Source organism: Rhodopseudomonas palustris BisB18, assembly GCF_000013745.1.
Taxonomy (GTDB): Bacteria; Pseudomonadota; Alphaproteobacteria; order Rhizobiales; family Xanthobacteraceae; genus Rhodopseudomonas_A; species Rhodopseudomonas_A palustris_F.
In genome coordinates, this window is the sequence record NC_007925.1 from 2413111 (window position 1) to 2438369 (window position 25259).

Consider the following 25259-nt stretch of genomic DNA (forward strand, 5'->3'; position numbering starts at 1 on the left):
CTCGGCGATTTGTTACTTTGAGGCGAGATGCCGTCGCCGGCATTCGACCGAGAAGGAAGCGGACCATGAGCGCGATTGCCGCCGTCAATTCCTCCGCCAGCAGTGCCGTGGCGTCGCTGCTGAGCGATGCGGCGTCGGCGGGGACCGCTGGTGGCACATCGGCCGCCACAGCAACGAAGTCAGATCAGGCAGCGTCATCGGCGGGCGGCAATCCCGCCGTGCGGATTGACCTCTCGGACCGGGCCAAAACAATCCTGGAACGCAACAAGGTCGAACAAGTCGTCGCCGGTCGGTTGCAAGCCTTGGTGCAGACCTTGCGAGCGCAGAACGGCGGCAAGGCAGCGAGCCAGGTGAGCAACGCCAGCTCTCAAGATCAATCGCCGACGTCGTCGGCCGGAGCAACGCCACGCACGACCGCGATCACGTTCGGGAGCGACCAAGCCCTGTCCGATCATTTTCAATCGCTGACCGACGCCCAGCGACAGCCGGATGGCTCGTTGCCGAGTTTCACAAAGACCGAAAGCGATGTTCTCAATGTCCCATCGACGGGCGAATGGTACAAGACAGTCGGTCAGGGATACATTGAAGCGGCCGCTGCATTCAATGATCCGAGCTACAATGCCTTCGCCCAGGCGATCCAGAACCGGCAAGTCACGGTGCAGAATGCACAGGACATTGCCGAGCTGAATTTCCACAACACCTGGACGATTCAGGGCGGAGAGGGCGGCGTCTCCATCAACGGCGCCTCGTCGTACAATCACGACGCAGCGATATTCAAGGATCCGACCACCAATTATGTCGTGAGCGGCAGCGGAACTGTCATTTCCTGGCCGAAGGCGAACGCGGCCTCTTGACGTCGATCCGAGATGCCGCTGCGCTCATTCGGGCTACTTGCTAAAGGTCTTCCGCCATGACGGCAATCAGCACCAGCAACACATCCGCCAACGCCGCCATTGCATCGCTGATCAAGGATGCGGCCTCGTCAGGATCGCCCCTCGCTTCGCAACGGAGTTCGTCGTCGTCGCCGAGCGCTTCGGCGGCGGGGGCAGGCAACCCAGTCGATATCGTCGATCTCTCCGACCACGCGAAGCAAATTCTGGCCCGCGCCAAGACGGAGCAGGTCGCCGCCGGCAAACTCTCCGATCTGGTGCAATCGCTGCAGCGCCCTGGCGGCAAGACCGCTACCGCGAAGCCGAAATCCGACGATGCAACGTCGCTGTTCGACAAGCTCAGCGGCCGCTCGCAGACGCAAGCCAGCAGCACAACGCAATGGGAAGCCGGATCGAAATACGGCGATCCGACGATCTCCGACGCCGGGTTTATCGACAAGATCAAGGACGCGCTCTTGACCTCGCTGTCCGGGGCTCCAGCCGAGAAAGTCGCGGCGCTGCAGACGGCCATCGACAGCGGCACACTTCAGGTTCAGAAAGCCTCCGACGTCGCCGGCCTCAACTATCAGTCGACGGTGAGCTATACCGGAAGCCCGGGCGGTTTGCAGGGCATGAGCGTCACGCATCAATCCAATCCGACGGGAGCGGCGAAAGACTCGCTTGATCAGGGTCGCGCCCTGGCGTTCTGGACGGCGGATCGCGGCGACGTTTACGTCAGCTGGTGATGCTGCTCGGAAATATGCACATCCCTACGTTCATCCGGACGTCGCACGACCGCGCTTGAGCGCGAAGCGCGCTGATGCGATCGCACGTTGTTACAACGGCGCCGCGCAGCAGCGCGCAGCGCGTAACCCGCCGGCTCCGGATCGCGGCTGACGATGGTGGGGCACGGCGCAACGGCGCCTGACAACCACGCTACGCTTGGTGTTGGGCCGATATGGAGTTGGTTGTGTCAGGCCACCCCTGAACGGCCTGTATAACGCAATCCAAGGTTGTGGCAAAGATTGCTAATGTCTGTGGTCGGCGTATAATTCCGGCACGGAGGCGCCAGCCATGAATATGAACGTGTCACTGACCGACGAACTCGGTGAATTCGTCAAATCCAGGGTCTCGTCCGGACGTTACACGTCCGCGAGCGAGGTGGTGCGCGAAGCTCTGCGGCTGATGGAGCGCCACGAACAGACGGAGGCCGCCAAACTGCAATGGTTGCAGCAGGCCTACCGCGAGGGTTCGGCGAGCGGCGATGCCGGCGAGATTGATTTTGCCGCCGTGAAGGCGGAAGCCCGCGCCAGCATGAGCGAGAAAGCCAAATAGCTTGGGCGCGGTCCGTTACACTCGGAAAGCGCGGCAGGATCTCATTGATATTTGGAGGCACATTGCCGCGGAAAGCCCGGCAACCGCCGATCAATGCCTCGACCGCATCGAGGCCCGCTGCAAGCAACTTGCGGCGTTTCCCGAGATCGGCCGGGAGCGCCGCGACATCGCCCCCGACGCCAGGATGCTTGTGGTCGAGCGCTGGATAGCGATCTACCGCGTAGTGGAGCAAGGCGTGCAGATCGTCCGCATTGTGGACGGCGCCCGCGACTTGTCGCGCCTTGCGCTACCACAGAAATAGCGGCCAGCGCGCAGGGTGGGGTAGCGCTCAGCGCGTCACCCGCCGGCTCGGGTCGCGGCTCACGGTGAGGCCGCAAGGGCGCCTAACGAACTCAACCTACGCTTGCTGTTGGGTCGATATCGGCTGCGCCGCGGCCAGCGCCGCCTCGAGTTCGGCGATCCTGGCATCGCGCGCCGCCAAGGCCGCGGCGACGTCCGCGGCGTCGAATTTCTGCGGGATGTGCTGCGGGCAATTGCTGTCCCAGGCCTTGATCGAAAACACGATCACCTGTTCGGGCCGCGCCCGGTAGCCCTGCGGCATCAGCGCCTGCAGCAGCGCGGGATCGTCCTCGACAACGCGGGCCTCGCCCCAGATCTTGATGCGGCGGCGATGCGCGTAGTCCATCAGAAAGATATGCGCTTTCGGATTCTCCGACAGGTTGCCCTGGGTGATGTATTGCCGGTTGCCGCTGAAATCGGCGAACGCCAGGGTGTGCGGATCGAGCACGTGGATGAAGCCTTCGGGGCCGCCGCGATGCTGGATATAGGGCTGGCCGTCGGCCGAGGCGGTGGCGAGAAAGAAGCTGGTCTGCGCCGCGAGAAAGTGCGCCAGCTGATCATCGACCTCGCTGCGCCAGCCGCCGTTGCGTTCGACCTGCGCATAGCCGTCGCGCGAGCCCTTGCGGGTCTGGATCGCCTTCACCGCGGGCGTGAAGGCGACGTCGCTGGAAGCAGTCAAAACCTCGCTCATCGGATGTCCTCCCGAACAACCGCGCCGTCCGGCGCGTGCTGCCGCCAATATGGCCCGCCGAGCGGCTGACGCAATCGACGCCATTGACACTTCATTGTTGCATAATGTGAAATAGCGCCATGGACCGCCTCGACGCCATGACCGCCTTTGTGGCGGTCGCCGACCTGCAGGGTTTCGCGCCGGCGGCGTGCAAGCTCGGGCTGTCGCCGTCGGCGGTGACGCGGCTGGTGGCGGCGCTGGAAGAACGCGTCGGCGCCCGGCTGCTGCAGCGGACCACGCGCTCGGTGACGCTGACCGATGTCGGCGCCCGCTATCTGGAGCGGGCGCGGCGGATTCTCGCCGACGTCGAGGAGGCCGAGGGCTCGGCGCAGGCCGAGCGCACCCAGCCCGCCGGGCGGCTGGTGGTGTCGGCGCCGGTCGGGTTCGGCCGGCTGCACGTCACGCCGCTGATCTCGGCCTGGCTGAAGCGCTATCCGGAGGTCGCCGGCGAATTGCGGCTGACCGACCGCGTGGTCAATCTGGTCGAAGACGGCGTCGATTGCGCGATCCGGATCGGGCAATTGCCGGATTCCAGCCTGGTGGCGCGCGCGGTCGGCGACATGCGCCGCATCGTGGTGGCGTCGCCGGACTATCTGGCGGCGCGCGGCGTGCCGAAGACGCCGGCCGCGCTCGCCAAGCACGACACCATCCAGTTCGGTGCGTTGGCGGCGGCGCCGGACTGGCGCTTCCAAGACGCCGGCCGCGAGATCCGCGTCGCCTGCACGCCGCGCTTCACCACCAACGTCGCCGACGCTGCGATCTGGCACGCCGAGCAGGGCGGCGGGTTGACCCGGGTGCTGGCCTATCAGGCCGCCGAAGGGCTCGCCGCCGGGCGCTTGAAAGTGGTGCTGCGCAAATTCGAACCGCCGCCTTTGCCGATCCACATCGTCTATCCGACCTCGCGGCTGCTGTCGGCCAAGGTGCGCAGCTTCATCGATCTGCTGATCGAGACCGCCGATTGGCGTTTCGCGCGCTGAGCGGGCCTGCATCGCACCGCGAAAGATTTTGCGGATCGCGCTACCGTTTTGGACCGCATTGACCAGGATCTGCTGCTGCATCGCAACGCAAACGATGCGTAGTAACGCTGAGTTGTTAGCAGCTGCGGTGGTGATCGGCGCCAACCAGCGCGTCGAATCGTCGCGATCGCCGCGCGCCGCGCAATCTGCGCTTTATCGGTCGCGCGGAACTCCGCACAATTTGCCGATCACCCTCTGCAATGGCGGCAATCCTTGAAGCTCAGCACGACGATGACAACAATCGGCGTCGCGCTGGCGACGGTGGCGTGGCTCTGCGGCGGCGCCGTCGTCAAGGCGCAGGACGAACCGGAGGGCACCGAACGCAAGACCGCGTTCAAACTGTATCGCTGGCAGGAGGATTACTCCACTCTCGCCGGCAAGCAATTATCTGGCTGGGAGAGCTTGAAATACATTCCCCTCGGCGAAGGGACCGGCGCCTTTCTGTCGCTCGGCGGCGAGCTGCGCTATCGGCTCGACGGCTACGATCGCTATTTGTTCGGGCTTGGCCGCAGCGGCACCGCCTGGGCCTCGAGCCAGGAGCGGGTGCTTCAGCACGTCGATCTGCACTGGAGTGCGTTTCGCGCTTTCGTGCAATTCGATGCGGCCACCGAAGACGGCCGGCCGGTGCAGCGCGCCTTCGATCGCAGCAGCCCGGATCTGCGCAACGGCTTTGTCGATTGGGCGCTGCCGGCCGGCAATGGCAAGCTGACGCTGCGCGGCGGCCGGCAGGAGCTGTGGCTCGGCCCGTCGCGCTGGCTGGCGGTGCGCGACCCAACCAATCTGCGCCGCAGCTTCGACGGCGGGCTCGCCGAATACGACGACGCCGCGCTGACGCTGCGCGGCTTCGCGGCGCGGCCGGTCGACATCACGCCGGGGCTGTTCGATGACGCCGGCAACGGTGCGGAGTCGTTTCGCGGCGGCTATATGACTTTGAAGTCGCCGCTCGGCCTGCCGGGCACGCTGGACCTCTACGGCTATACCAAGCAACAGGACAGCGCCAGCTATCGCCGCGGCACCGCGCGCGAGGACCGCTGGACCGCGGGCGGCCGGCTGGCGATGAAATGGCGCGGCTTCGAGATCGCCGCCGAGGCGGCCAAGCAGGGCGGCAGCTTCGGCGGCGCCGCCATCGATGCCGTCGGCGCCTTCGCCGATATCGGAAAGCGCCTGACGCCGATCGCGCTCGGCGGACCGCCGATCACGCCGAAGCTGGGGCTGCGCGGGCATTACGGCTCCGGCGATTCCAACTTGAAGGATGCCACCTTCCGCACCTTCGTGGCAGCCTATCCTGCGGCCAGCATCGTGTCGGAAATGTCGCTGATCTCGGCGTCCAACCTGATCAACCTGCAGCCCTATCTGCAGCTGTTCGTCGGACCGAAACTGACGCTGGGGGCGAGCTGGAACGTGCTGCGCAAGGCGACAATCGCGGATTCGGTCTATGGCCCGAGCAATACGCTGATCACTGCGAAGACCTCCACCTCGCGCGATGTCGCGCAGATCGCGCAACTCGACATGGTCTGGGACGCCTCGGCATTGCTGCAGCTCCACGCGCTGTATTCCCACGTCTATGCCGGCGGCTACGTGGTCGCGGCGGGCGGCCGCGACTTCGACTATTATCGGCTGCAGCTGATGGCGCGGTGGTGACGCGGGGGGCGGAAAGGCCTGGGGCAGAGGGGTTTCCGGGGGTGTCGCTCGGCGTCTCGTCGGGTGGCAAAGAGGACGAGATACACGCGTGGCAGTGTCGAATAAGTCGGCTGATAATCGATGAGTGATGATAAGTAGTGATCCTAACAAGTAGTCGTACTCACTATACTTGTTCATCAGACTGACGCATCGTCGAATTGTTGCTGATTCGGGCAGCGCGATCGTGCCAAAGACCGCAGGTCGACCCCGAAAAGTCCAAGCCAAGAATTGGTTGGAATGCCGCGTCAATCGCGTATTTCGCAATCACCAATTCAAAAGGGCACATCATGCATACCATCGTTCTGGCCACCCAAAAGGGCGGCAGCGGCAAGAGCACGCTCGCCATCGGGCTGGCGCTCGCCGCAATGCAGCACGGCCACGCGGTCCGGCTGATCGAGACCGACCCGCAGGGCACGCTGTCGAACTGGCGCCGTCGCCGCGCCAACGCCCAGCCGGTGGTGGAGGCGCTGGCCTCCGCCGACGACGTCGCGCAGCGCCTGGCCACCTTCGACCGCGCCGGGGTGACGCTGACCATCATCGACACCGCCGGCGGCATCCACGCGCTGACCGAGGCGGCGCTGGCCTGCGCCGATCTCTGCCTGATCCCGGTGCGGCCGAGCGTCGCCGACATCGAGGCCACCGTGCCGACGCTGGCGGCGATCCGCGGCTGCAACCGGCCGTTCGCCTATGTGCTGAACCAGACCCCGTACCGCGGTCAGCGCATCGGCCATGCCGCCACCACGCTGACCGACGAGGCGGCGCTGGATGCCGCGGGGGTGTTGGCGCTGCCCTACATCATGATGCGCAACGACCATCAGGATGCGCTCGGGGCAGGCCTCGCCGTGTCGGAATACGCGCCGAACGGCAAATCCGCCGACGAGATCCGCGGGTTGTGGCAGTGGATCGAGGCTCGGCTCGGCGTCGAAGCGCCGGCGCTGACGCAGGACATTCTGATCGAATTCCAGCCCTCGCCGGAGATCACCCCGGCGCTGTATCAGCTGGACGCGGCGGCCGACGAGGTTGTCGCCAGCGCCGACTAGAGCATGATCCCGAAAGATCGATCCCGGCTTTCGGAAGCGATCATGCTCAAACCAGCTAGAGCAGGATGACGGTTCGAAGAAACGTCGTCCTGCTCTGGGACTTCACTGCGGTTTGGGGGCAGACCCAGTGACGAATGGCCGGACCGGGCAAGCGGTCCGGCCATTTTTTTTGATGCACGCAGAGCGGCGCTAGAATCGGCCGCGGCCGCGGATCAACCGGACGATCAACAACAGCAGCACCGCGCCGATCGCCGAATAGATGATCGCCGAGACCAGCCCGCTGCCGAGCTGCAGGCCGAGCCGCGGAAACAGCAGGCTGGCGAGCAGCGCGCCGCCGACGCCGATGATCAGATCGCCGATCAACCCGAAGCCGGTGCCGCGGACGATCAGGCCGGCCAGCCAGCCGGCGACGATGCCGACGAAGACGATAACCAGAAGGCTCTCATTGGACAGATGCATGGCGGCGTTCCTTGGGGAGGGGCTCGCGCCGTCGGGGGTGACGGATCGCAGAGCTTGGTCACCGCAGCACAGCATATGTGCGGTGCACGACAAGTCGGCGCGCCGAGCAGAGTTCCGTGTCCCCGCACAGGGCCGTCATTCCGGGGCGCGAGGGTGATAGCCCGAGCGAACCCGGAATCTTCCGACGCCGCCGGCCAGTTGCCCGGCGGCGGCGAACAGGATCACCGGGCCGGGCGCACGATTTTCTTGAGGTCGATCTCCAGCCCGATCATGAACAACATGAAGATCAGGCCGAGCTCGGAGATGATCGCGATCGACTCCTGCGACTTCACCCACTTTAAGCCGAATGGACCAATCAGGAAGCCGGCGATAAGATAGGCGAGGATCAGCGGCTGCCGGAAGAAATGCGCCAGAAGTCCGAGCATCCATGCAAACAGGATGCACAGGGTGATATCGCGAATGAGTTCGTGCATGCGGTGGCGGCCATTGAGCTATCCTCGGACTCTCACAGTAAGGGCGCAGCCATGACGGTCAAAGCACGAATTCCAGGCGCGCGCCGCGCGGCGACGCGGCACGGACAGCTGGCCGCGCTGGCGCTGTGCGCGCTGGCGCTGCTGCCGATGGCAGGCGCGGCGGCGCAGAGCGCGCCGCCGATCGAGCGGAGCTTTGCCGGTTCGCTGACCGCGCTGCCGGCGGAGCCGCTCGGCGTCGCGGGCGCATTCTACGTGCCGGCCTATTCCAGCGTGTCGATGAGCCACGGCCGGTTGCGCGGCGATTTCTCGGTGACGCTGAGCATCCACAACGCGTCGGAGACCAAGCCGTTGGTGATCCGGCGGATCGGTTATTTCGACACCGCCGGCAAGTTGGTGGAAAGCTATCTGAAGGCCCCGGTGGCGCTGAAGCCGTTCTCCACCATCGAGGCGTTCGTCGCCAACACCGACGTGCGCGGCGGCACCGGCGCCAATTTCGTGGTCGACTGGGCGGCGGCCGGCGAGATCGCCGAGCCGGTGGTGGAAGCCTTGATGATCGGCTCGATCGCCAACGGCCACTACGCCTTCATCACCCAGGGCCGGCCGATCCGGCAGGTGGGGAAGAACTAGCGGATTTTCTTGCGGTTGATGGACTTTACAACGACGAGGCCGTCATTCCGGGGCGCGAGCAGCGTGAGCTGCGCGCGAACCCGGAATCTCGCTGTGTGGCACAATTCCTCATGTGTTGCGCAATTCCCGGTTCGCTCGTTCTGACGAACGCGCGCCGCGGAATGACGCCGTCGTCTTCAATCGGGCGTGGCGCGCGCCGGCGTGACGCGCCGGCTACTCAGTGCAACGAGGTCGGCTGCAGCGGCACCTGCTGGCCGGCCAGCAGCGCCTGGATCTGGTCGACCAATTCGATGCCGGTGACCGGCTTGCGCAACAGCGCATGCGGGCCGCGAATGGCTTTGCGCAGCGCATCGGCGACCCCGGCGCCGGCGTAGCCGGTCAGCAGGATGGTGGGCAGCCCGGGAAGCCGCAGCTGCGCCGCCTGGATCAACGCCACGCCATCCATCGCCGGCATCGACAGATCGCTGACCAGCAATTGCACCGGTTCGCAGTTGTCGAGCAGTTCGAGCGCCGCGGCGCCGCCCGCGGCGGTCAGCGTGTCATAACCGGCGTCGCGCAGCTGTTCGCCGATCAGCTCGCGGATCATTTCCTCGTCGTCGACCACCAGCACCCGGGCGCGGCCGTGCGCCAGCGCGGCGGGGGCCTCGTGGGCCGCGGCGTGCGGCTGCAGCACCACGCCGGCGGCGTCGGCGGTGGCGGCCCGTGCGGCCGGCAGCCACAGCGTCACCGTGGTGCCCTGGCCGGGAGCGCTGTGGATCGCCATCGCGCCGTCCGACTTCTCCGCGAACTCCCGGGCCAGCGACAATCCCAGCCCGGTGCCGTCGCCGTTCTTCTTGGTGGTGAAGAATGGTTCGCCGACCCGCGCCAGGGTCGCTGCCGCCATGCCGGCGCCGGTGTCGGTGACGGAGATGCGGATGTAGCGTCCCGGCCGCAGGTTGCTGGGAGCCGGGACACCTTCGGCGGCGTCGGCTTCCGCTTCGGCGCGAAACAGCAGCTGGCCGCCCTTCGGCATCGCGTCGCGGGCGTTGGTGGCGAGGTTGACCAGCACGGTCTCGAGCTGGCGGTGATCGGCAAGGATCGCCAGCCGCGGCTCGGTCTGCACGCTGACGCCGATCGCCGCCCCGAGGGTGTGGCTGAGAATTTCGCGCAGGCCGCCCAACAGCGGGGCGACATCCAGGCTTTCGGCGCGCAGCTCGGTCTTGTGATTGAACGATAACAGCCGGCTGGTGATCGCTTCGCCGCGCTCGGCGGCGCTGATCGCCAGCCGCGCCAGCCGACGGTTGGCCGCTTCGTCGCCGGGCCGGTTCTCGATCAGGTGGGTGGCGCCGACGATGGTCTGCAGCACGTTGTTGAAGTCGTGGGCGATGCCGCCGGCCAACAGGCCGAGCGCCTGGGTGCGTTCGGCCTGGGTGGCGCGCGCCTGCGCGGTGTTGCGGGCGGCGACCTCCTGGGTGACGCGGGCTTCGAGATTGTCGCGCAGCAAACGCAAGGCGCGATCCCGATGCTCCAAGGTTTCCGCCATCTGGTCAAACGCGGCGGCGAGGCGGCCGAACTCGCCGAGCTCGGCGCCCATCCCGGTGCGGGTGGCGAGGTTGCCGGCGCGCCAGGCCTGCGCGGCGGCCAGCAGCCGGTTGAACGGGCGGCGGATCAAGCGCGATCCGATCAGAATTGTCAGCAACAGCCCGAGCAGCGCGCCGCCGACCAGCAGCACCTCGCCGACCCGGTTGGTCCTCGTCATCGAAACGAATGCGACCTCACGGTCCAGCGAGACGTCGATGAACACGCCCTTCGGTTCGAGGCCGAGCGGCGCGTACACCGCCAGCCGGGAATGCCCATCGGCGCCGGCGATCGAGACCAGCCGTAATGCGTCGCCCCGCAGAATCCAGCGGCTGTCCGCCGGGATCGAGGCTCCGGCAAACCCCGCCGCCTCGGCGGTGCGCGCCAGGATGATGCCGTTGCGGTCGGCGATCATCGCCTCGGCGCCCGGCGGCAGCGGCGTACGCTTGAATCTATCCTGCAGCCAAGCGACATCGAGCGACAGCGCCGCCACGCCGGCGATCGCGCCGTCGGCGTCGTGGAAGCGCTTGGCAAAGCCGATGGTCGCGGGCTGCAAGGCGGTGGCCGCGATGTACTCGCCGATGAACAGCCCGTCGTCCTGCAGCGCCAGCCGATAGGCGGGTTCGAAGGCCGCCATCGTGGTGCTCGATCGGGCGGCGCGACAGCCGATCTGGCCGTCCGGCCCGATCACCGCGACCGCGGCATAGCGCGGTTGGATATGCACGATATCGGCCGCCAGCCTGTCGCACGCGCTGGAGCGTGTGCCCTGCGGCGAGGCGATCACCAGGTCGAGAATCTGTTCGGCACTTTCGAAGATGCGCAACTGCTCGGCGTTGACCAGCGCGGTCAGCCGGAGCGCCTCGTCTTCCATGAACTGCTGCCGGATCAGCGCGCCCTCGTGTTCCGAATACACCAGGAATCCGAACGCCGGCAGCAGCGCGACGCCCACCACCAGCAGGATCCGGGCATACAGCGACTGGAATCCACGGACGAAACGTGCCGCCGAGGGTATGCTGTCCATCATTGCGTGCATTCGACGGCGGACTTGGTTCGCACGCCCGATGTACATATGCGACAACCGCGGGCTTGGAAGCTTGCTACCAGCTTATGATTCGCAACTAGAGGTAGCAACTACGTATGTTTACCGGGTGGCCTCGCCCGGCAGGCGGCGATCGCAGCCTGGAAAGCCGTCAAAGCAGGCGCCGGCTGCTATCTGGTCCCCTCGACCACGCGCGCACCTTTGCCTCCCGGTTTGGTTTTGTTGTTGTCGGTCTTTCGCGGCGGCGGCGCGGCCTTGCCGCCGAGCGCGGCTTCGATGTTGCGGACCATCGCCACCAGCCGCGGCCCGATGTCGTTGATCAGGCGATCTTCCGTGAAACGGAATGCCGGCGCGCCGCAATTGAACGCGTAGGGCCCGGTGCCGTCGTTGAGCTTCAACGACACGCCGGCGGCGTGCACGTCGTCCTGCCATTCGCCGGCCGAGATCGCAAAGCCGCGCTTGGCGACCAGTTCGCCGGAGCGCTCGATGCCGTCCTTCAATTTGCTCCAGCGGCTGCCGTAATGCTCGCGCAGGTCGCGCAACAGCGCGGCGCGTTCGTCGTCGGCCAGCGCCCAGAGATAGGCCCGCCCCATCGCCGTGGTGGCGATCGGAACCCTGGAGCCGACGTCGAGCTGCACGCCGACGGTGAGGCTGGAGCGGGCTTGGCCGAAATAGATCATGCTGTGGCGGTCGCGGCCGCCGATCGCCACCGCCCCGCCGGTCTGCCGCATCAGTTCCTCGCGGAACGGCTCCGACAAATGCCGTATGCCGAGATTGGCCAGCGCCGCATAGCCGATCGCCAGCGCCGCCGGCGCCAATTGGTACTTTTCGAAGCGGGGAACTTGAGTGAGGTAGCCGAGCTTGCACAGCGTGTAGGTCAGCCGCGAAATCGTCGGCTTGGGTAAATTGGTGCGCGCCGCAATCTCCTGATTGCCAAGCAGCCCGTCATTGGGATGAAATGCGCGCAGCACGTCGAGGCCGCGGGACAGCGCGACAACGAAGTTGCGATCGGTCGCCACCTTCTTGCCTGGACGTTTCATGCCCGCCATATCGATCGTATCGATCTCGTTGACAAGCGACGCTCTTCAAAATAACCCTCCGTGTCAAGATGTGGAATTAAATTTCGCAGTGCGAAATAAGTAAAAAACGGAAACAGAAACCACAAGGAGAGTTGCGTGACCGACGTCGTCAAGCTGGAACGCCATGATGCGATCGCCATCGTCACGGTGGATAGTCCGCCGGTCAACGCGCTGAGCGCGGCGGTGCGTCGCGGCATCTCCGAAACCGTCAAGCAGGCGATCGCCGATCCCGCGGTGCAGGCGATCGTGCTGACCTGCGCCGGCCGCACCTTCATCGCCGGCGCCGACATCACCGAATTCGGCAAGCCGCCGCAGTCGCCGGGCCTCGGCGAAGTCATCACCGAGTTGGAGAATTCGCCGAAACCGATCGTCGCGGCGATCCACGGCACCGCGCTCGGCGGCGGGCTCGAAGTGGCGCTCGGCTGCCATTTCCGCGTCGCGGTAAAAGACGCCAGGCTCGGTCTGCCGGAGGTGAAGCTTGGACTGTTACCAGGGGCGGGCGGCACGCAGCGGCTGCCGCGCGCGGTCGGCCCGGAGTTGGCCGTGAAGATGATCGTCGGCGGCGATCCGATCGGCGCCGCCGAGGCGCTGCAGCACGGCCTGATCGATGAAATCGTCGAGGCGACCGCTGCCGGCGGCGAGGCCTTCGCGCGCAAGGTGCTGGCGGAGCAACGCGGCCTGCGCAGACTGCGCGACGACGACTCCAAATTGCAGGCGGCGAAGACCGACCGCTCGATCTTCACGCAAGCCGTGGCTTCGATGACCAAGAAGGCGAGGGGGCTGGAAGCGCCGTTCGCCGCCGCCGACGCGGTCGGCGCCGCGATCGATCTGCCGTTCGACGAGGGGCTGAAGCAGGAGCGCGACGGCTTCATGAAGCTGGTCACCGGCGAGCAGTCGAAGGCGCAGCGCTACGCGTTCTTCGCCGAGCGCGAGGCCGCCAAGGTCTCCGTGCCGGACGGCACCAAGCCGCGGCCGGTGGCGCGCGTCGCCATCATCGGCGCCGGCACCATGGGCGGCGGCATCGCGATGTCGTTCGCCAACGCCGGAATTCCGGTGACGCTGATCGAGACCGGCGAGCAGCAATTGAAACGCGGCCTCGGCGTGATGCAGAAGAACTACGACGCCACCGCCGCGCGGGGAGGAATCCCCGCCGACGCGCCGGCCAAGCGGATGGCGCTGATCAACGGCGTGGTCGGTCTGGAGCACGTCAAGGACGCCGATCTGGTCATCGAAGCGGTGTTCGAAACCATGGCGGTGAAGAAAGAAGTCTTCACCGCGATCGACGCCTACGCCAAGCCCGGCGCGGTGTTGGCGTCGAACACGTCTTATCTCAACATCGACGAGATCGCCCAGGTCACCAAGCGGCCGGAGGACGTGCTCGGCATGCACTTCTTCTCGCCGGCCAATGTGATGAAGCTGTGCGAGATCGTCCGCGCCGACAAGACCGCGCCGGACGCGCTGCTGACGGCTGTGGCGATCGCGCGAAAAATCGCCAAGGTGCCGGCGGTGGTGGGCGTCTGCGACGGCTTCGTCGGCAACCGCATGCTGGCGGCGCGCGGCAAGCAGGCGGAAAGACTGTTGTTCGAAGGCGCGCTGCCGCAGCAGGTCGACGCCGTGGTGACCAAGTTCGGCATGCCGATGGGGCCGTTCGCGATGGGCGATCTCGCCGGCCTCGATATCGGCTGGCGCTCGCGGAAGGATCGCGGCATCAAATCGGAAATCGCCGACGCATTGTGCGAGGCCGGCCGGTTCGGCCAGAAGACCGGCAAGGGCTACTACAAGTACGAGGCGGGCTCGCGCGCGCCATTGCCCGATCCGGAGGTCGAGGCGCTGATCAACGACACGCTGAGCAAGCTCGGGCTGAAGCGCCGCGAGGTCTCCGACGAGGAGATCCTCGAGCGGATGATGTATCCGATGATCAACGAGGGGGCGCGGATTCTCGAAGAGGGCATCGCGGCGCGTCCCTCCGACATCGACGTGATCTGGCTGTACGGCTACGGCTGGCCGATCTATCGCGGCGGACCGATGTACTATGCCGACCAGGTCGGCTTGAAGCACGTCGCCGAGCGGCTGAGCTACTACGCCAAGGCGACCAACGATCCCACGCTTGAGCCGGCGCCGCTGCTGGCGCGGCTCGCCGCCGAGGGCGGCTCATTCGCCACGCTGACGCAGCGGGCGAAAGCCGCGTGATGGTGTCGCTGCAGTCGATCCAGATTCACCCATCGATGCGTGGCTCTGCTCCCCTCCCCCTTGCGGGGAGGGGTCGGGGGTGGGGGTCTTCGAGTCGCAGTGCTTGTGGCTTACCCCCCTCCCTGACCCTCCCCCGCAAGGGGGGAGGGAACGGAGAGGCTCTGCTCGGATCAGGGTTAAGCTGCGGATGTCGCCCATGACCCATCCCGGCGAACAGTTCTATCCCGCGGGCCTCACCTGGGACGCGCCGGTTGCGCGCGGCACGCTGCCCGATCTGCTATCAACCTCGGCTACCCGCTACGGCGCGCGGCCGGCGATCGAGTTTCGCGACCGCGCGATCAGCTTCACCGAGTTGGAAGCGCTGGTCGAAACCGCGGCGGCGGCGTTGCTGCGCGCCGGCTATGGCAAGGACTGTTCGGTCGGGCTGTATCTCGGCAATCTGCCGGATCATCCGATCAATTTCTTCGGCGCGCTGAAGGCCGGCGCCCGCGTCGTGCATCTGTCGCCGCTCGACGGCGAGCGCGCGCTGTCGCACAAGCTCAGCGATTCCGGCGCGCGGATCCTGATCACCAGCGATCTCGCCGGGCTGCTGCCGATGGCGCTGAAATTTCTGGAGAAGGGGCTGCTCGACCGGCTGATCGTCTGCGACGACGAGCATTGGGGCGCGGTCGGCAATCCGCACACCCCGATCCCCGACGATCCGCGCATCGTCCGCTACGCCGATTTCACCAAAGATGCGACGCCGCCGGCGCAATGGCCGGCGCTTAAGCCCGACGACGTCGCCGTGCTGCAATACACCGGCGGCACCACGGGCTTGCCGAAAGGCGCGATGCTGAGCCACGGCAATCTGACATCGGCAGTGTCGATCTACGATCTGTGGGGTGCCAGGGACCGCGCCGAACGCAACACGGTGGAACGGGTGATCTGCGTGCTGCCGCTGTTCCACATCTACGCGCTCACCGTGATCCTGTTGCGCTCGCTCAATAACGGCGACCTGATCTCGCTGCATCAGCGCTTCGACGTCGCGGCGATCTTCCGCGACATCGAAGAGAAGCGCGCCACGGTGTTTCCCGGGGTGCCGACGATGTGGATCGCGCTGGCCAACGATCCGTCGTTGGAGAGCCGCGACCTGTCGTCGCTGGCGACTTGCGGCTCCGGCGGCGCGCCGCTGCCGGTCGAGGTCGCCAAAGTGTTCGAGCGCAAGACCGGGCTGCAATTGAAGAGCGGCTGGGGCATGACCGAAACCTGCTCGCCCGGCACCTCGCATCCGCTCGAAGGCCCGGACAAGCCGGGCTCGATCGGGCTGATGCTGCCCGGCATCGAGCTCGACGTGGTGTCGCTCGATGATACTTCGAAGCCGCTGCCGCCGGGCGAAGTCGGCGAGCTGCGGATCCGCGGCCCCAACGTCACGCGCGGTTACTGGAACCGGGCGCAGGAGACCGCCGAAGCCTTCGTCGGCGACCGCTTTCTCACCGGCGATATCGGCACCATGGACCGCGACGGTTACTTCTTTCTGGTCGACCGCAAGAAGGACATGATCATCTGCGGCGGCTTCAACGTCTATCCGCAGATGATCGAGCAGGCGATCTATGAACACCCGAGCGTGCAGGAAGTGATCGTGATCGGCATTCCCGATCAATATCGCGGCGAGGCGGCCAAGGCCTTCGTCAAGCTGCGTAGCGGCGCCGCGCCGTTCAGCGTCGACGCGCTGCGGGAATTTCTTAAAGGCAAGCTCGGCAAGCACGAACTGCCGGCGGCGCTGGAATTGGTCGACGAATTGCCGCGCACCAGCGTCGGCAAATTGTCGCGCCACGAGTTGCGCGCCAAGCAACCCAACCACCAAACTCAACAACAACAAATCACAACAGGAGGTCGCCCATGACCGAGGCCGTTATCGTTTCCACCGCGCGCACCCCGATCGGCAAGGCCTATCGCGGCGCGCTCAATGCCACCGAGGGCGCGACCTTGCTCGGCCACGCCATCGAGCACGCGGTGAAGCGCGCCGGCATCGACCCCAAGGAGGTCGAGGACGTGGTGATGGGCGCCGCCTTGCAGCAGGGCTCAACCGGCGGCAACATCGCCCGCAAGGCGCTGCTGCGCGCCGGGCTGCCGGTGTCGGTCGCCGGCACCACCATCGATCGGCAGTGCGCCTCCGGCCTGCAAGCGATCGCGCTGGCGGCGCGTTCGGTGCTGTTCGATGGCGTCGAGATCGCGGTCGCCGGCGGCGGCGAGTCGATCAGCCTGGTGCAGAACGACAAAATGAATACTTTCCACGCCGTCGATCCGGCGCTGCAGGCGATCAAGGGCGACGTCTATATGGCGATGCTCGACACCGCCGAGGTGGTGGCGAAGCGCTACGGCATTTCGCGCGAACGCCAGGACGAGTACTCGCTGGAGAGCCAGCGCCGCACCGCGGCGGCGCAGCAGGGCGGCAAGTTCGCCGACGAGATCGCTGCGATCTCGACCAAGATGGGCGTGGTCGACAAGGCCAGCGGCGCGGTGTCGTTCAAGGACATCACGCTGTCGCAGGACGAAGGCCCGCGGCCGGACACCTCGGCGGAAGGCTTGGCGGCGTTGAAGGCGGTGCGCGGCGAGGGCTTCACCATCACCGCCGGCAACGCCTCGCAGCTCTCCGACGGCGCCAGCGCCACCGTGGTGATGAGCGACACGCTCGCCGCCAAGAAGGGCCTAAAGCCGCTCGGCATCTTCCGCGGCTTCGTCTCGGCGGGCTGCGAGCCGGACGAGATGGGGATCGGCCCGGTCTATGCGGTGCCGCGGCTGCTCAAGCGCCACGGCTTGAAGATCGAGGACATCGACCTGTGGGAGCTCAACGAAGCCTTTGCGGTGCAGGTGCTGTATTGTCGCGACAAGCTCGGCATCGATCCGGAGAAGATCAACGTCGATGGCGGCGCCATCGCGGTCGGCCATCCCTACGGCATGTCGGGCGCCCGGCTCACCGGCCACGCGCTGATCGAAGGCCGCCGCCGCAAGGCGAAATACGCCGTCGTCACCATGTGCGTCGGCGGCGGCATGGGCTCGGCCGGCCTGTTCGAGATCGTGCAGTAAGGACGACCAATAGAATGCGTCATTCCGGGGCGCGAGCGCTTTGCGAGCGAGCCCGGAATCCATAACCACCACAGGGGATATGGATTCCGGGCCTGCACCCCAGCCGGCTTCGCCGCCTGGAGTGCATCCCGGAATGACAGAGAACTTCAACTGGCATCTGTAGTCCGACCAAGGAGGACAACATGGATCTGAGCTTCAGCAAGGACGAACTGGCGTTTCGCGACGAGGTCCGCGCCTTCTTCAAGGACAACGTGCCGGCGGCGTTGCGGCAGAAACTGATGGAAGGCCGCCACCCGACCAAGCAGGAAATGGTCGACTGGTGGCGCGTGCTCAACGCCAAAGGCTGGGGCGTGCCGCATTGGCCGAAGCAATATGGTGGCACCGGCTGGACCTCGGTGCAGGACTACATCTTCAACGAAGAACTGCAGATGGCGCCGGCGCCGGCGCCCTTGGCGTTCGGCGTCTCGATGGTCGGCCCGGTGATCTACACCTTCGGCAACGAGGCGCAGAAAGCGCGCTTCCTGCCGCGGATCGCTAATGTCGACGACTGGTGGTGCCAGGGCTTCTCCGAGCCCGGCTCCGGCTCCGATCTGGCCTCGCTGAAGACCAAGGCCGAGAAGAAGGGCGACACCTACATCGTCAACGGCCAGAAGACCTGGACCACGCTGGCGCAACACGCCGACTGGATCTTTTGTCTCTGCCGCACCGATCCCACCGCCAAGAAGCAGTCCGGCATCTCCTTCATCCTGGTCGACATGAAGTCGAAGGGCATCACGGTGCGGCCGATCCAGACCATCGACGGCTCCAGCGAAGTCAACGAGGTGTTCTTCGACGATGTCGAGGTGCCGGTGGAGAATCTGGTCGGCGAGGAAAACAAGGGCTGGGACTACGCCAAATTCCTGCTCGGCAATGAACGCACCGGGATCGCCCGGGTCGGCGTCTCCAAGGAGCGCATCAAGCGCATCAAGGAGCTCGCCGCCAAGGTGCAGGCCGGCGGCAAGCCGGTGCTCGAGGATCAGAAATTCCGCGAGAAGCTGGCGCTGGTCGAGATCGAGCTGAAGGCTTTGGAATTGACCCAGCTCCGCGTCGTCGCCAACGAGGGCAAGCACGGCAAGGGCAAGCCCGATCCGGCGTCCTCGGTGTTGAAGATCAAGGGCTCGGAGATCCAGCAGGCCACCACCGAATTGCTGATGAACGTGATCGGCCCGTTCGCCGCACCTTACGACATCCACGGCGACGACGGCTCCAACGAGGCGATGGACTGGACCGCGCAGATCGCGCCTTCGTATTTCAACAACCGCAAGGTCTCGATCTACGGCGGCAGCAACGAGATCCAGCGCAACATCATCAGCAAGGCGGTGCTGGGGTTGTGATCCCTGCGTCGTTCATTGCTGTCATTCCGGGGCGCGAGAGCGCCAGCTCGAGCGAGCCCGGAATCCATAACCACCGCAGGGGATATGGAGTCCGGGCCTACGCCCCAGCCGGCTTCGCCGACTGCGGCGTATCCCGGAATGACCAGAGACTTTCGCCCGAACGGGCATCGCTTTCGGAATATGGGGAAATACCAAGATGGATTTTGATCTCTCGGAGGAGCAGCGGCTCCTGAAGGACAGCGTCGAGGGCCTGTTGAAGACCTCGTATGATTTCGACGCCCGCAAGAAGTATCAGGCCGAGCCCGGCGGCTGGAGCAAGACGGTGTGGAGCAAGCTCGCCGAGCAGGGCCTCTTGGGCCTGCCGTTTTCCGAAGCCGACGGCGGCTTCGGCGCGGGCTCCGTGGAAACCATGATCGTGATGGAAGCGCTCGGCAAGGCGCTGGTGGTCGAGCCTTATCTCGCCACCGTGGTGCTCGGCGGCGGCTTCCTGCGCCACGGCGGCTCGGCCGAGCAGAAGGCCGCGCATCTGCCCGGGCTGATCGACGGCTCCAAGACCTTCGCGTTTGCGCAACTGGAGAAGAATTCGCGCTACGATCTCGGCGACGTCACCACCACCGCCAAGAAGACCGGCGCGATGTGGGTGCTCGACGGCGAGAAATTCGTCGTGCTGCATGGCGAGACCGCCGACACCCTGATCGTCACCGCGCGCAGCAAGGGCGCGCGGCGCGACCGCGACGGCATCGGCGTGTTCCTGGTGCCGGCGGGCGCCAAGGGCGTCAGCATCAAGGGCTATCCGACCCAGGACGGGCTGCAGGCCGCCGACATCAGCCTGTCCGGCGTGGTGATCGATGCCGATTGCGCGATCGGCGATCCGGAGAACGGCCTGCCGCTGGTCGAGCGGGTGGTCGACGACGCCCGCGCCGCGCTGTGCGCCGAGGCGGTCGGCGCGATGGATGAATCGCTGAAGTCCACCGTGGACTACATGAAGACCCGCACCCAGTTCGGGGTGCCGATCGGCTCGTTCCAGGTGCTGCAGCATCGCGCCGCCGACATGTTCGTCGCGGTCGAGCAGGCCCGCTCGATGGCGCTGTTCGCCACCATGGCGAGCGATTTCGACGACGCCCGCGAGCGCGCCAACGCCATCGCCGCAGCCAAGGTCCAAGTTGGTCAGTCGCTGAAATTCGTCGGCGAACAGGCGATCCAGCTGCACGGCGGCGTCGGCATGACCATGGAGTACAAGATCGGCCACTACTTCAAGCGGCTGACCATGATCGAGCACGCGTTCGGCGACAGCGACTTCCACCTCAGCCGCGTCAGCGCCGCCGGCGGGCTGATCTAGACTCCGGGCTCCAGACTCTCGACGCTGCCTGCAGAGGCCCTGAGGCGAAGAGGCGCCGCGCGAACCTTCCCTCTCCCGCTTGCGGGGGAGGGGGGCCGGCGGCAGGCCGGACGGGTGGGGGCGCGCCGCGCACGAACGCGCAGTCATCACGCCGTGCGGCCCTTCGCGCCGTGCCCGCGATTTCCCCCACCCCGACCCTCCCCCGCAAGCGGGGGAGGGAGAGCGCCGCGGTGCGTTGCGACTCTCTTTTGCCCATCTTGACCTCTTGCGCGCAATCGGCTGCTGTTGACGCACCATCCCTCGCGTCACGGAAGAACGCCATGTCCTATGTGCTGGCCATCGATCAGGGCACCACCTCGTCGCGCGCCATCGTGTTTCGTCAGGACATCTCGATCGCAGCACAAGCGCAGCAGGAATTCCCGCAGCATTTTCCGGCCTCCGGCTGGGTCGAACACGAGCCCGAGGACATTTGGGTGTCGACGCTGACCACCTGCCGCGCCGCGCTCGCCCAGGCCGGGCTCAGCGCCTCCGACATCGCGGCGATCGGCATCACCAACCAGCGCGAGACCACCGTGGTGTGGGACCGCGCCACCGGGCAGGCGGTGCACCGCGCCATCGTCTGGCAGGATCGCCGCACCGCAGCCGCCTGCGCGCAGCTCAAGGCCGACGGCCACGAGCCGATGGTGGCGGCCAAGACCGGGCTGATCGTCGATCCGTATTTCTCCGGCACCAAGGTGGCGTGGATCCTCGACCACGTCCCCGGCGCCCGCGCCCGCGCCGAGCGCGGCGAATTGTTGTTCGGCACCGTCGATTGCTATCTGTTGTGGCGGCTGACCGGCGGCAAAATCCACGCCACCGACGCCACCAACGCCTCGCGCACGCTGCTGTTCAACATCCACACCGGGCAATGGGACGACGAGCTGCTGGCGCTGCTGGGCGTGCCGCGCTCGATGCTGCCGGAGGTGAGAGACTCTTCGCATCATTTCGGCGACAGCGAGCCGGACTTGTTCGGCGGCGCCATTGCCATTCGCGGCATCGCCGGCGATCAGCAGGCCGCCACCATCGGCCAGGCCTGCTTTGCGCCCGGCATGATGAAATCGACCTACGGCACCGGCTGCTTCGCGCTGCTCAACACCGGCGCGGTGGCGGTGAAATCCCAGCACCAGCTGCTCACCACCATCGCCTATCAGCTGAACGGCGTGCGCACCTACGCGCTGGAAGGCTCGATCTTTGTCGCAGGGAGCGCCGTGCAATGGCTGCGCGACGGGCTGCATATCATCGATCATGCCTCTGAGACCGGGCCGCTCGCCGACAAATCGGATTCGCTGCAGAGCGTCTATCTGGTGCCGGCCTTCGTCGGGCTCGGCGCGCCGTATTGGAATCCGCGGGTCCGCGGCGCGTTGTTCGGGCTGACCCGCAACACCGGCCCGGCGGAGCTCGCGCATGCAGCTCTCGAGAGCGTGTGCTACCAGACCTACGACCTGTGGGCGGCGATGCGCGCCGATTGGCCGGACGCCGACGAGGCGTCGATCGTGCTGCGGGTCGACGGCGGCATGACCGCATCGGACTGGACCATGCAGCGGCTCGCCGATCTGCTCGACGCCCCGGTCGACCGGCCGATGATCGCCGAGACCACCGCGCTCGGCGCCGGCTATCTCGCCGGCCTCAGTGCCGGGATCTTTCCGGAGCCGCAGCAATTCGCCGACAATTGGCGGCTGCAACATCGCTTCCGTCCGGTGATGAGCAAGGCGACCCGCGCGCGCAAGCTGAAAGGCTGGGCCGCCGCGGTGCGCGGGCTGCTCGCCAGCGACGACGAGTAACGACAAAGTCAAAGCGTAGCCCGGATGCAGCGAAGCGCAATCCGGGACCACGGGCACGGAGCACCCGGATTTCGCTGCGCTTCATCCGGGCTACAGGACGACGGGACGACGCGGCAAACGACAAAGGCCGACCTTTCGGCCGACCTTCGTCGTTGAGCCGTGGCCCGGATGGAGCGAAGCGCAATCCGGGACCACGGGCGCGAAGCACCCCGGATTTCGCTGCGCTTCATCCGGGCTACAGGACGACGGGACGACGCGGCAAACGACAAAGGCCGACCTTTCGGCCGGCCTTCGTCGTTGAGCTGTAGCCCGGATGGAGCGAAGCGCAATCCGGGACCACGGGCGCGGTGCCAACCCGGATTTCGCTGCGCTGCATCCGGGCTACAGGACGACGGGACGACGCGGCAAACGACGAAGGCCGACCTTTCGGCCGGCCTTCGTTGTTGAGCTGTAGCCCGGATGCAGCGCAGCGCAATCCGGGACCACGGGCGCGGTGCCACCCGGATTTCGCTGCGCTTCATCCGGGCTACAGGACGACGGGACGACGCGGCAAACGACGAAGGCCGACCTTTCGGCCGGCCTTCGTTGTTGAGCTGTAGCCCGGATGCAGCGCAGCGCAATCCGGGACCACGGGCACGGAGCACCCCGGATTTCGCTGCGCTTCATCCGGGCTACAGGACGACGGGACGACGCGGCAAACGACAAAGGCCGACCTTTCGGCCGGCCTTCGTTGTTGAGCCGTAGCCCGGATGCAGCGCAGCGCAATCCGGGACCACGGGCGCGAAGCACCCCGGATTTCGCTGCGCTTCATCCGGGCTACAGGACGACGGGACGACGCGGCAAACGACAAAGGCCGACCTTTCGGCCGGCCTTCGTCGTTGAGCCGTAGCCCGGATGCAGCGCAGCGCAATCCGGGACCACGGGCTCGAAGCACCCGGATTTCGCTGCGCTTCATCCGGGCTACAGGACGACGGGACGACGCGGCAAACGACAAAGGCCGACCTTTCGGCCGGCCTTCGTTGTTGAGCTGTAGCCCGGATGGAGCGAAGCGCAATCCGGGACCACGGGCACGGAGCACCCCGGATTTCGCTGCGCTTCATCCGGGCTACAGGACGACGGGACGACGCGGCAAACGACAAAGGCCGACCTTTCGGCCGACCTTCGTTGTTGAGCTGTAGCCCGGATGCAGCGCAGCGCAATCCGGGACCACGGGCGCGAAGCACCCCGGATTTCGCTGCGCTTCATCCGGGCTACAGGACGACGGGACGACGCGGCAAACGACAAAGGCCGACCTTTCGGCCGGCCTTCGTTGTTGAGCCGTAGCCCGGATGCAGCGCAGCGCAATCCGGGACCACGGGCACGGAGCAACCCGGATTTCGCTGCGCTGCATCCGGGCTACAGGACGACGGGACGACGCGGCAAACGACAAAGGCCGACCTTTCGGCCGGCCTTCGTTGTTGAGCCGTAGCCCGGATGGAGCGCAGCGCAATCCGGGACCACGGGCACGGAGCAACCCGGATTTCGCTGCGCTTCATCCGGGCTACAGGACGACGGGACGACGCGGCAAACGACAAAGGCCGACCTTTCGGCCGGCCTTCGTTGTTGAGCTGTAGCCCGGATGGAGCGAAGCGCAATCCGGGACCACGGGCGCGGTGCCAACCCGGATTTCGCTGCGCTTCATCCGGGCTACAGGACGACGGGACGACGCGGCAAACGACAAAGGCCGACCTTTCGGCCGGCCTTCGTTGTTGAGCTGTAGCCCGGATGGAGCGAAGCGCAATCCGGGACCACGGGCGCGGTGCCAACCCGGATTTCGCTGCGCTTCATCCGGGCTACAGGACGACGGGACGACGCGGCAAACGACAAAGGCCGACCTTTCGGCCGGCCTTCGTCGTTGAGCCGTAGCCCGGATGGAGCGAAGCGCAATCCGGAAGCAAGACGCTTACCAGCGACCGCCGCCGCCGCCGAAGCCAAAGCCGATGCTCGGGCCGCCGCCGCCGTAATAGCCTTGGCGATGGCCGTAGCCGCGGCGCTCATAGCCGCCGCGATAGCCGCCGCGATAGCCGTAGCGCGGCTCGACGTAGCGCGGGCGGCTGCGGAAGCAGCGGCCGTATTCGTCGCACACCAGCCGGACCTGTTCGGTGCCGCTGGCGGTGGTGCCGAGCGATGGCGCCGCGAGCGGCGCCGCGGAGGCCGCGGAGGCGAACAGCGCGGTGGCCGTAGCCGCCGCCAGAACGAGGCTTTTCATGATCTGTCCTTTGACTGTCAGAGCGAGCGTTTAGCGCCAGCCGCGATGGCGGCCGCGCGACCAGCCGTAATTCGGGCCGCGATGGCCGCGATACATGCCGGGACGCGGGCCATAGGCGCGACGCATGCCGGGGCGCGGGCCATAGTAGCCGCGACGCACGACGTGGCGACGGCGATACTGCGCTTCGACGACGTTGGTGGCTGCGGTGGTGGTCGCGGCGGCGGCGGCAAGGCCGCTGGCCGGCATGGCGGCGGCCGGCAACATCAGGCCGAGACCGAGAAAGCCCGCGGCAGCAGCCGCGATGAGCATACGTTTCATTGAATTCTCCTGGAAGGCGCCACAAGGCGCCCCCAACAAGCGGTGAGGCGGGGGATTGTTCCGAGGGAGGAGCAAATGAATGGCGCGTGGCGTTGAGATGTTGCGCGACGTGAGTCTGCGCGAGCGTCTGCGATCAGCGCATCCGCGATCTCCGAAAGCCTTCCTGTTTCCAGACAATCGAGAAAAGACTGTTTGGTCATTGGATGCGATGGTCCGAATCATGTGGGAGGCGGCTGAGTAGAGCAAACTGCGATTAGCCGACGTAGCACGGATGGAGCGAAGCGTAATCCGGGAGCAAATAGCGCTCGCCTCTCGACGGGATATCACGCCGACAACTCCAGCGTGGAGACGCTGTCCCGGATTTCGCTGCGCTCCATCCGGGCTACAGCGCCGACCCCATTGACAATTTCACGCGCGTGATTATATTCCTAGTCGTCCTGTCCGTGAGGGGCGCTTTCGCGAGGCGTCACGTTAGCGGGACAGAGCGAGACGTGGGGCAACCCACCGATCGCTGCCGAGGCGGAGCTTGCTCTCCTTCGGTCGACGCGGCGTCCCGCGCTCGCGCCTCGCAAGCGTGACCCGGGAGGCCCCAGGCCACCGTCCGGGCCCACTACGAGGCTCTGCCACTTGCTGGTTGGCTGGACGCGGGACAGGTGAACGGC

General features: G+C 66.3%; 20 protein-coding genes and 1 pseudogene. 14 read left to right on the forward strand and 7 right to left on the reverse strand.

Annotated features, from left to right (window positions below):
- Nucleotides 1-65 precede the first annotated feature (65 nt).
- The 4 genes from RPC_RS11055 to RPC_RS11070 all read left to right on the forward strand — a co-directional run bounded on the left by RPC_RS11055 (nucleotide 66) and on the right by RPC_RS11070 (nucleotide 2505).
- Nucleotides 66-854, forward strand: coding sequence for a hypothetical protein (locus RPC_RS11055; protein WP_011472666.1), 789 nt, complete (start codon nucleotides 66-68; stop codon nucleotides 852-854).
- 56 nt (nucleotides 855-910) lie between these two features.
- Nucleotides 911-1615, forward strand: a complete 705-nt coding sequence (locus RPC_RS11060; protein ID WP_011472667.1) for a hypothetical protein — start codon at nucleotides 911-913, stop codon at nucleotides 1613-1615.
- A 328-nt stretch (nucleotides 1616-1943) separates the two neighbouring features.
- Nucleotides 1944-2204, forward strand: coding sequence for a type II toxin-antitoxin system ParD family antitoxin (locus tag RPC_RS11065; protein ID WP_011472668.1), 261 nt, complete (start codon nucleotides 1944-1946; stop codon nucleotides 2202-2204).
- A gap of 1 nt (nucleotide 2205) precedes the next feature.
- Nucleotides 2206-2505 carry a type II toxin-antitoxin system RelE/ParE family toxin gene (locus RPC_RS11070; protein ID WP_011472669.1) on the forward strand — a complete coding sequence of 100 codons (300 nt, stop codon included), beginning with the start codon at nucleotides 2206-2208 and terminating at the stop codon, nucleotides 2503-2505.
- 96 nt (nucleotides 2506-2601) lie between these two features.
- Here RPC_RS11070 and RPC_RS11075 read toward each other — a convergent pair whose 3' ends face one another.
- Nucleotides 2602-3234, reverse strand: a complete 633-nt coding sequence (locus RPC_RS11075) for a pyridoxamine 5'-phosphate oxidase family protein (protein ID WP_011472670.1) — start codon at nucleotides 3232-3234, stop codon at nucleotides 2602-2604.
- 119 nt (nucleotides 3235-3353) lie between these two features.
- Here RPC_RS11075 and RPC_RS11080 point away from each other — a divergent pair, with 119 nt between their 5' ends.
- The 3 genes from RPC_RS11080 to RPC_RS11090 all read left to right on the forward strand — a co-directional run bounded on the left by RPC_RS11080 (nucleotide 3354) and on the right by RPC_RS11090 (nucleotide 7009).
- Entirely contained in the window at nucleotides 3354-4250 is an 897-nt protein-coding gene (locus RPC_RS11080; protein ID WP_011472671.1) for a LysR family transcriptional regulator, read from the forward strand.
- Nucleotides 4251-4502: 252 nt separating this feature from the next.
- Complete coding sequence (locus RPC_RS11085; protein WP_041801671.1) at nucleotides 4503-5930, forward strand: alginate export family protein; 1428 nt, start codon at nucleotides 4503-4505, stop codon at nucleotides 5928-5930.
- A 326-nt stretch (nucleotides 5931-6256) separates the two neighbouring features.
- Nucleotides 6257-7009, forward strand: a complete 753-nt coding sequence (locus RPC_RS11090; protein WP_011472673.1) for an AAA family ATPase — start codon at nucleotides 6257-6259, stop codon at nucleotides 7007-7009.
- 189 nt (nucleotides 7010-7198) lie between these two features.
- Here the strand turns inward: RPC_RS11090 and RPC_RS11095 are convergent, their stop codons facing one another.
- Together RPC_RS11095 and RPC_RS11100 are read right to left on the reverse strand one after the other, a co-directional pair.
- Nucleotides 7199-7468: a GlsB/YeaQ/YmgE family stress response membrane protein gene (locus RPC_RS11095; RefSeq protein WP_011472674.1), complete on the reverse strand. Its 270-nt coding sequence runs from the start codon at nucleotides 7466-7468 to the stop codon at nucleotides 7199-7201.
- 186 nt (nucleotides 7469-7654) lie between these two features.
- Nucleotides 7655-7941: pseudogene (locus tag RPC_RS11100) on the reverse strand (cation:proton antiporter); the annotation flags it as partial.
- A gap of 51 nt (nucleotides 7942-7992) precedes the next feature.
- Between RPC_RS11100 and RPC_RS11105 the strand changes: the two are divergent.
- Nucleotides 7993-8568: a DUF3124 domain-containing protein gene (locus RPC_RS11105; protein ID WP_011472676.1), complete on the forward strand. Its 576-nt coding sequence runs from the start codon at nucleotides 7993-7995 to the stop codon at nucleotides 8566-8568.
- Nucleotides 8569-8785: 217 nt separating this feature from the next.
- Here the strand turns inward: RPC_RS11105 and RPC_RS25060 are convergent, their stop codons facing one another.
- Both RPC_RS25060 and RPC_RS11115 read right to left on the reverse strand, forming a co-directional pair.
- On the reverse strand, nucleotides 8786-11149 hold the full coding sequence (locus RPC_RS25060) for an ATP-binding protein (protein WP_167532073.1): 2364 nt from the start codon (nucleotides 11147-11149) through the stop codon (nucleotides 8786-8788).
- Between the two features lie 185 nt (nucleotides 11150-11334).
- Nucleotides 11335-12204: an IclR family transcriptional regulator gene (locus RPC_RS11115; protein WP_041802730.1), complete on the reverse strand. Its 870-nt coding sequence runs from the start codon at nucleotides 12202-12204 to the stop codon at nucleotides 11335-11337.
- A gap of 135 nt (nucleotides 12205-12339) precedes the next feature.
- Between RPC_RS11115 and RPC_RS11120 the strand changes: the two genes are divergently transcribed.
- From RPC_RS11120 to glpK, 6 genes are all read left to right on the forward strand, one after another.
- Complete coding sequence (locus RPC_RS11120; protein WP_011472679.1) at nucleotides 12340-14433, forward strand: 3-hydroxyacyl-CoA dehydrogenase NAD-binding domain-containing protein; 2094 nt, start codon at nucleotides 12340-12342, stop codon at nucleotides 14431-14433.
- Between the two features lie 196 nt (nucleotides 14434-14629).
- Entirely contained in the window at nucleotides 14630-16315 is a 1686-nt protein-coding gene (pimA, locus tag RPC_RS11125) for a dicarboxylate--CoA ligase PimA (protein WP_041801673.1), read from the forward strand.
- Nucleotides 16312-17499, forward strand: coding sequence for an acetyl-CoA C-acyltransferase (locus tag RPC_RS11130; protein WP_011472681.1), 1188 nt, complete (start codon nucleotides 16312-16314; stop codon nucleotides 17497-17499). The genes pimA and RPC_RS11130 overlap by 4 nt, the downstream gene beginning before the upstream one ends.
- Nucleotides 17500-17681: 182 nt before the next feature.
- Nucleotides 17682-18872 (forward strand): pimeloyl-CoA dehydrogenase large subunit, encoded by a 1191-nt coding sequence (gene pimC / locus RPC_RS11135; RefSeq protein ID WP_011472682.1) that lies wholly within the window; start codon nucleotides 17682-17684, stop codon nucleotides 18870-18872.
- Nucleotides 18873-19068: 196 nt separating this feature from the next.
- Nucleotides 19069-20211 (forward strand): pimeloyl-CoA dehydrogenase small subunit, encoded by a 1143-nt coding sequence (gene pimD, locus RPC_RS11140; RefSeq protein WP_011472683.1) that lies wholly within the window; start codon nucleotides 19069-19071, stop codon nucleotides 20209-20211.
- A gap of 320 nt (nucleotides 20212-20531) precedes the next feature.
- On the forward strand, nucleotides 20532-22031 hold the full coding sequence (gene glpK / locus RPC_RS11145; RefSeq protein WP_041801675.1) for a glycerol kinase GlpK: 1500 nt from the start codon (nucleotides 20532-20534) through the stop codon (nucleotides 22029-22031).
- 1942 nt (nucleotides 22032-23973) lie between these two features.
- On the opposite strand, the gene RPC_RS11150 is transcribed toward glpK, so the two are convergent.
- Both RPC_RS11150 and RPC_RS11155 read right to left on the reverse strand, forming a co-directional pair.
- Entirely contained in the window at nucleotides 23974-24279 is a 306-nt protein-coding gene (locus tag RPC_RS11150) for a hypothetical protein (RefSeq protein ID WP_011472685.1), read from the reverse strand.
- Nucleotides 24280-24309: 30 nt separating this feature from the next.
- Entirely contained in the window at nucleotides 24310-24597 is a 288-nt protein-coding gene (locus tag RPC_RS11155) for a hypothetical protein (protein ID WP_011472686.1), read from the reverse strand.
- Between the last annotated feature and the right edge of the window lie 662 nt (nucleotides 24598-25259).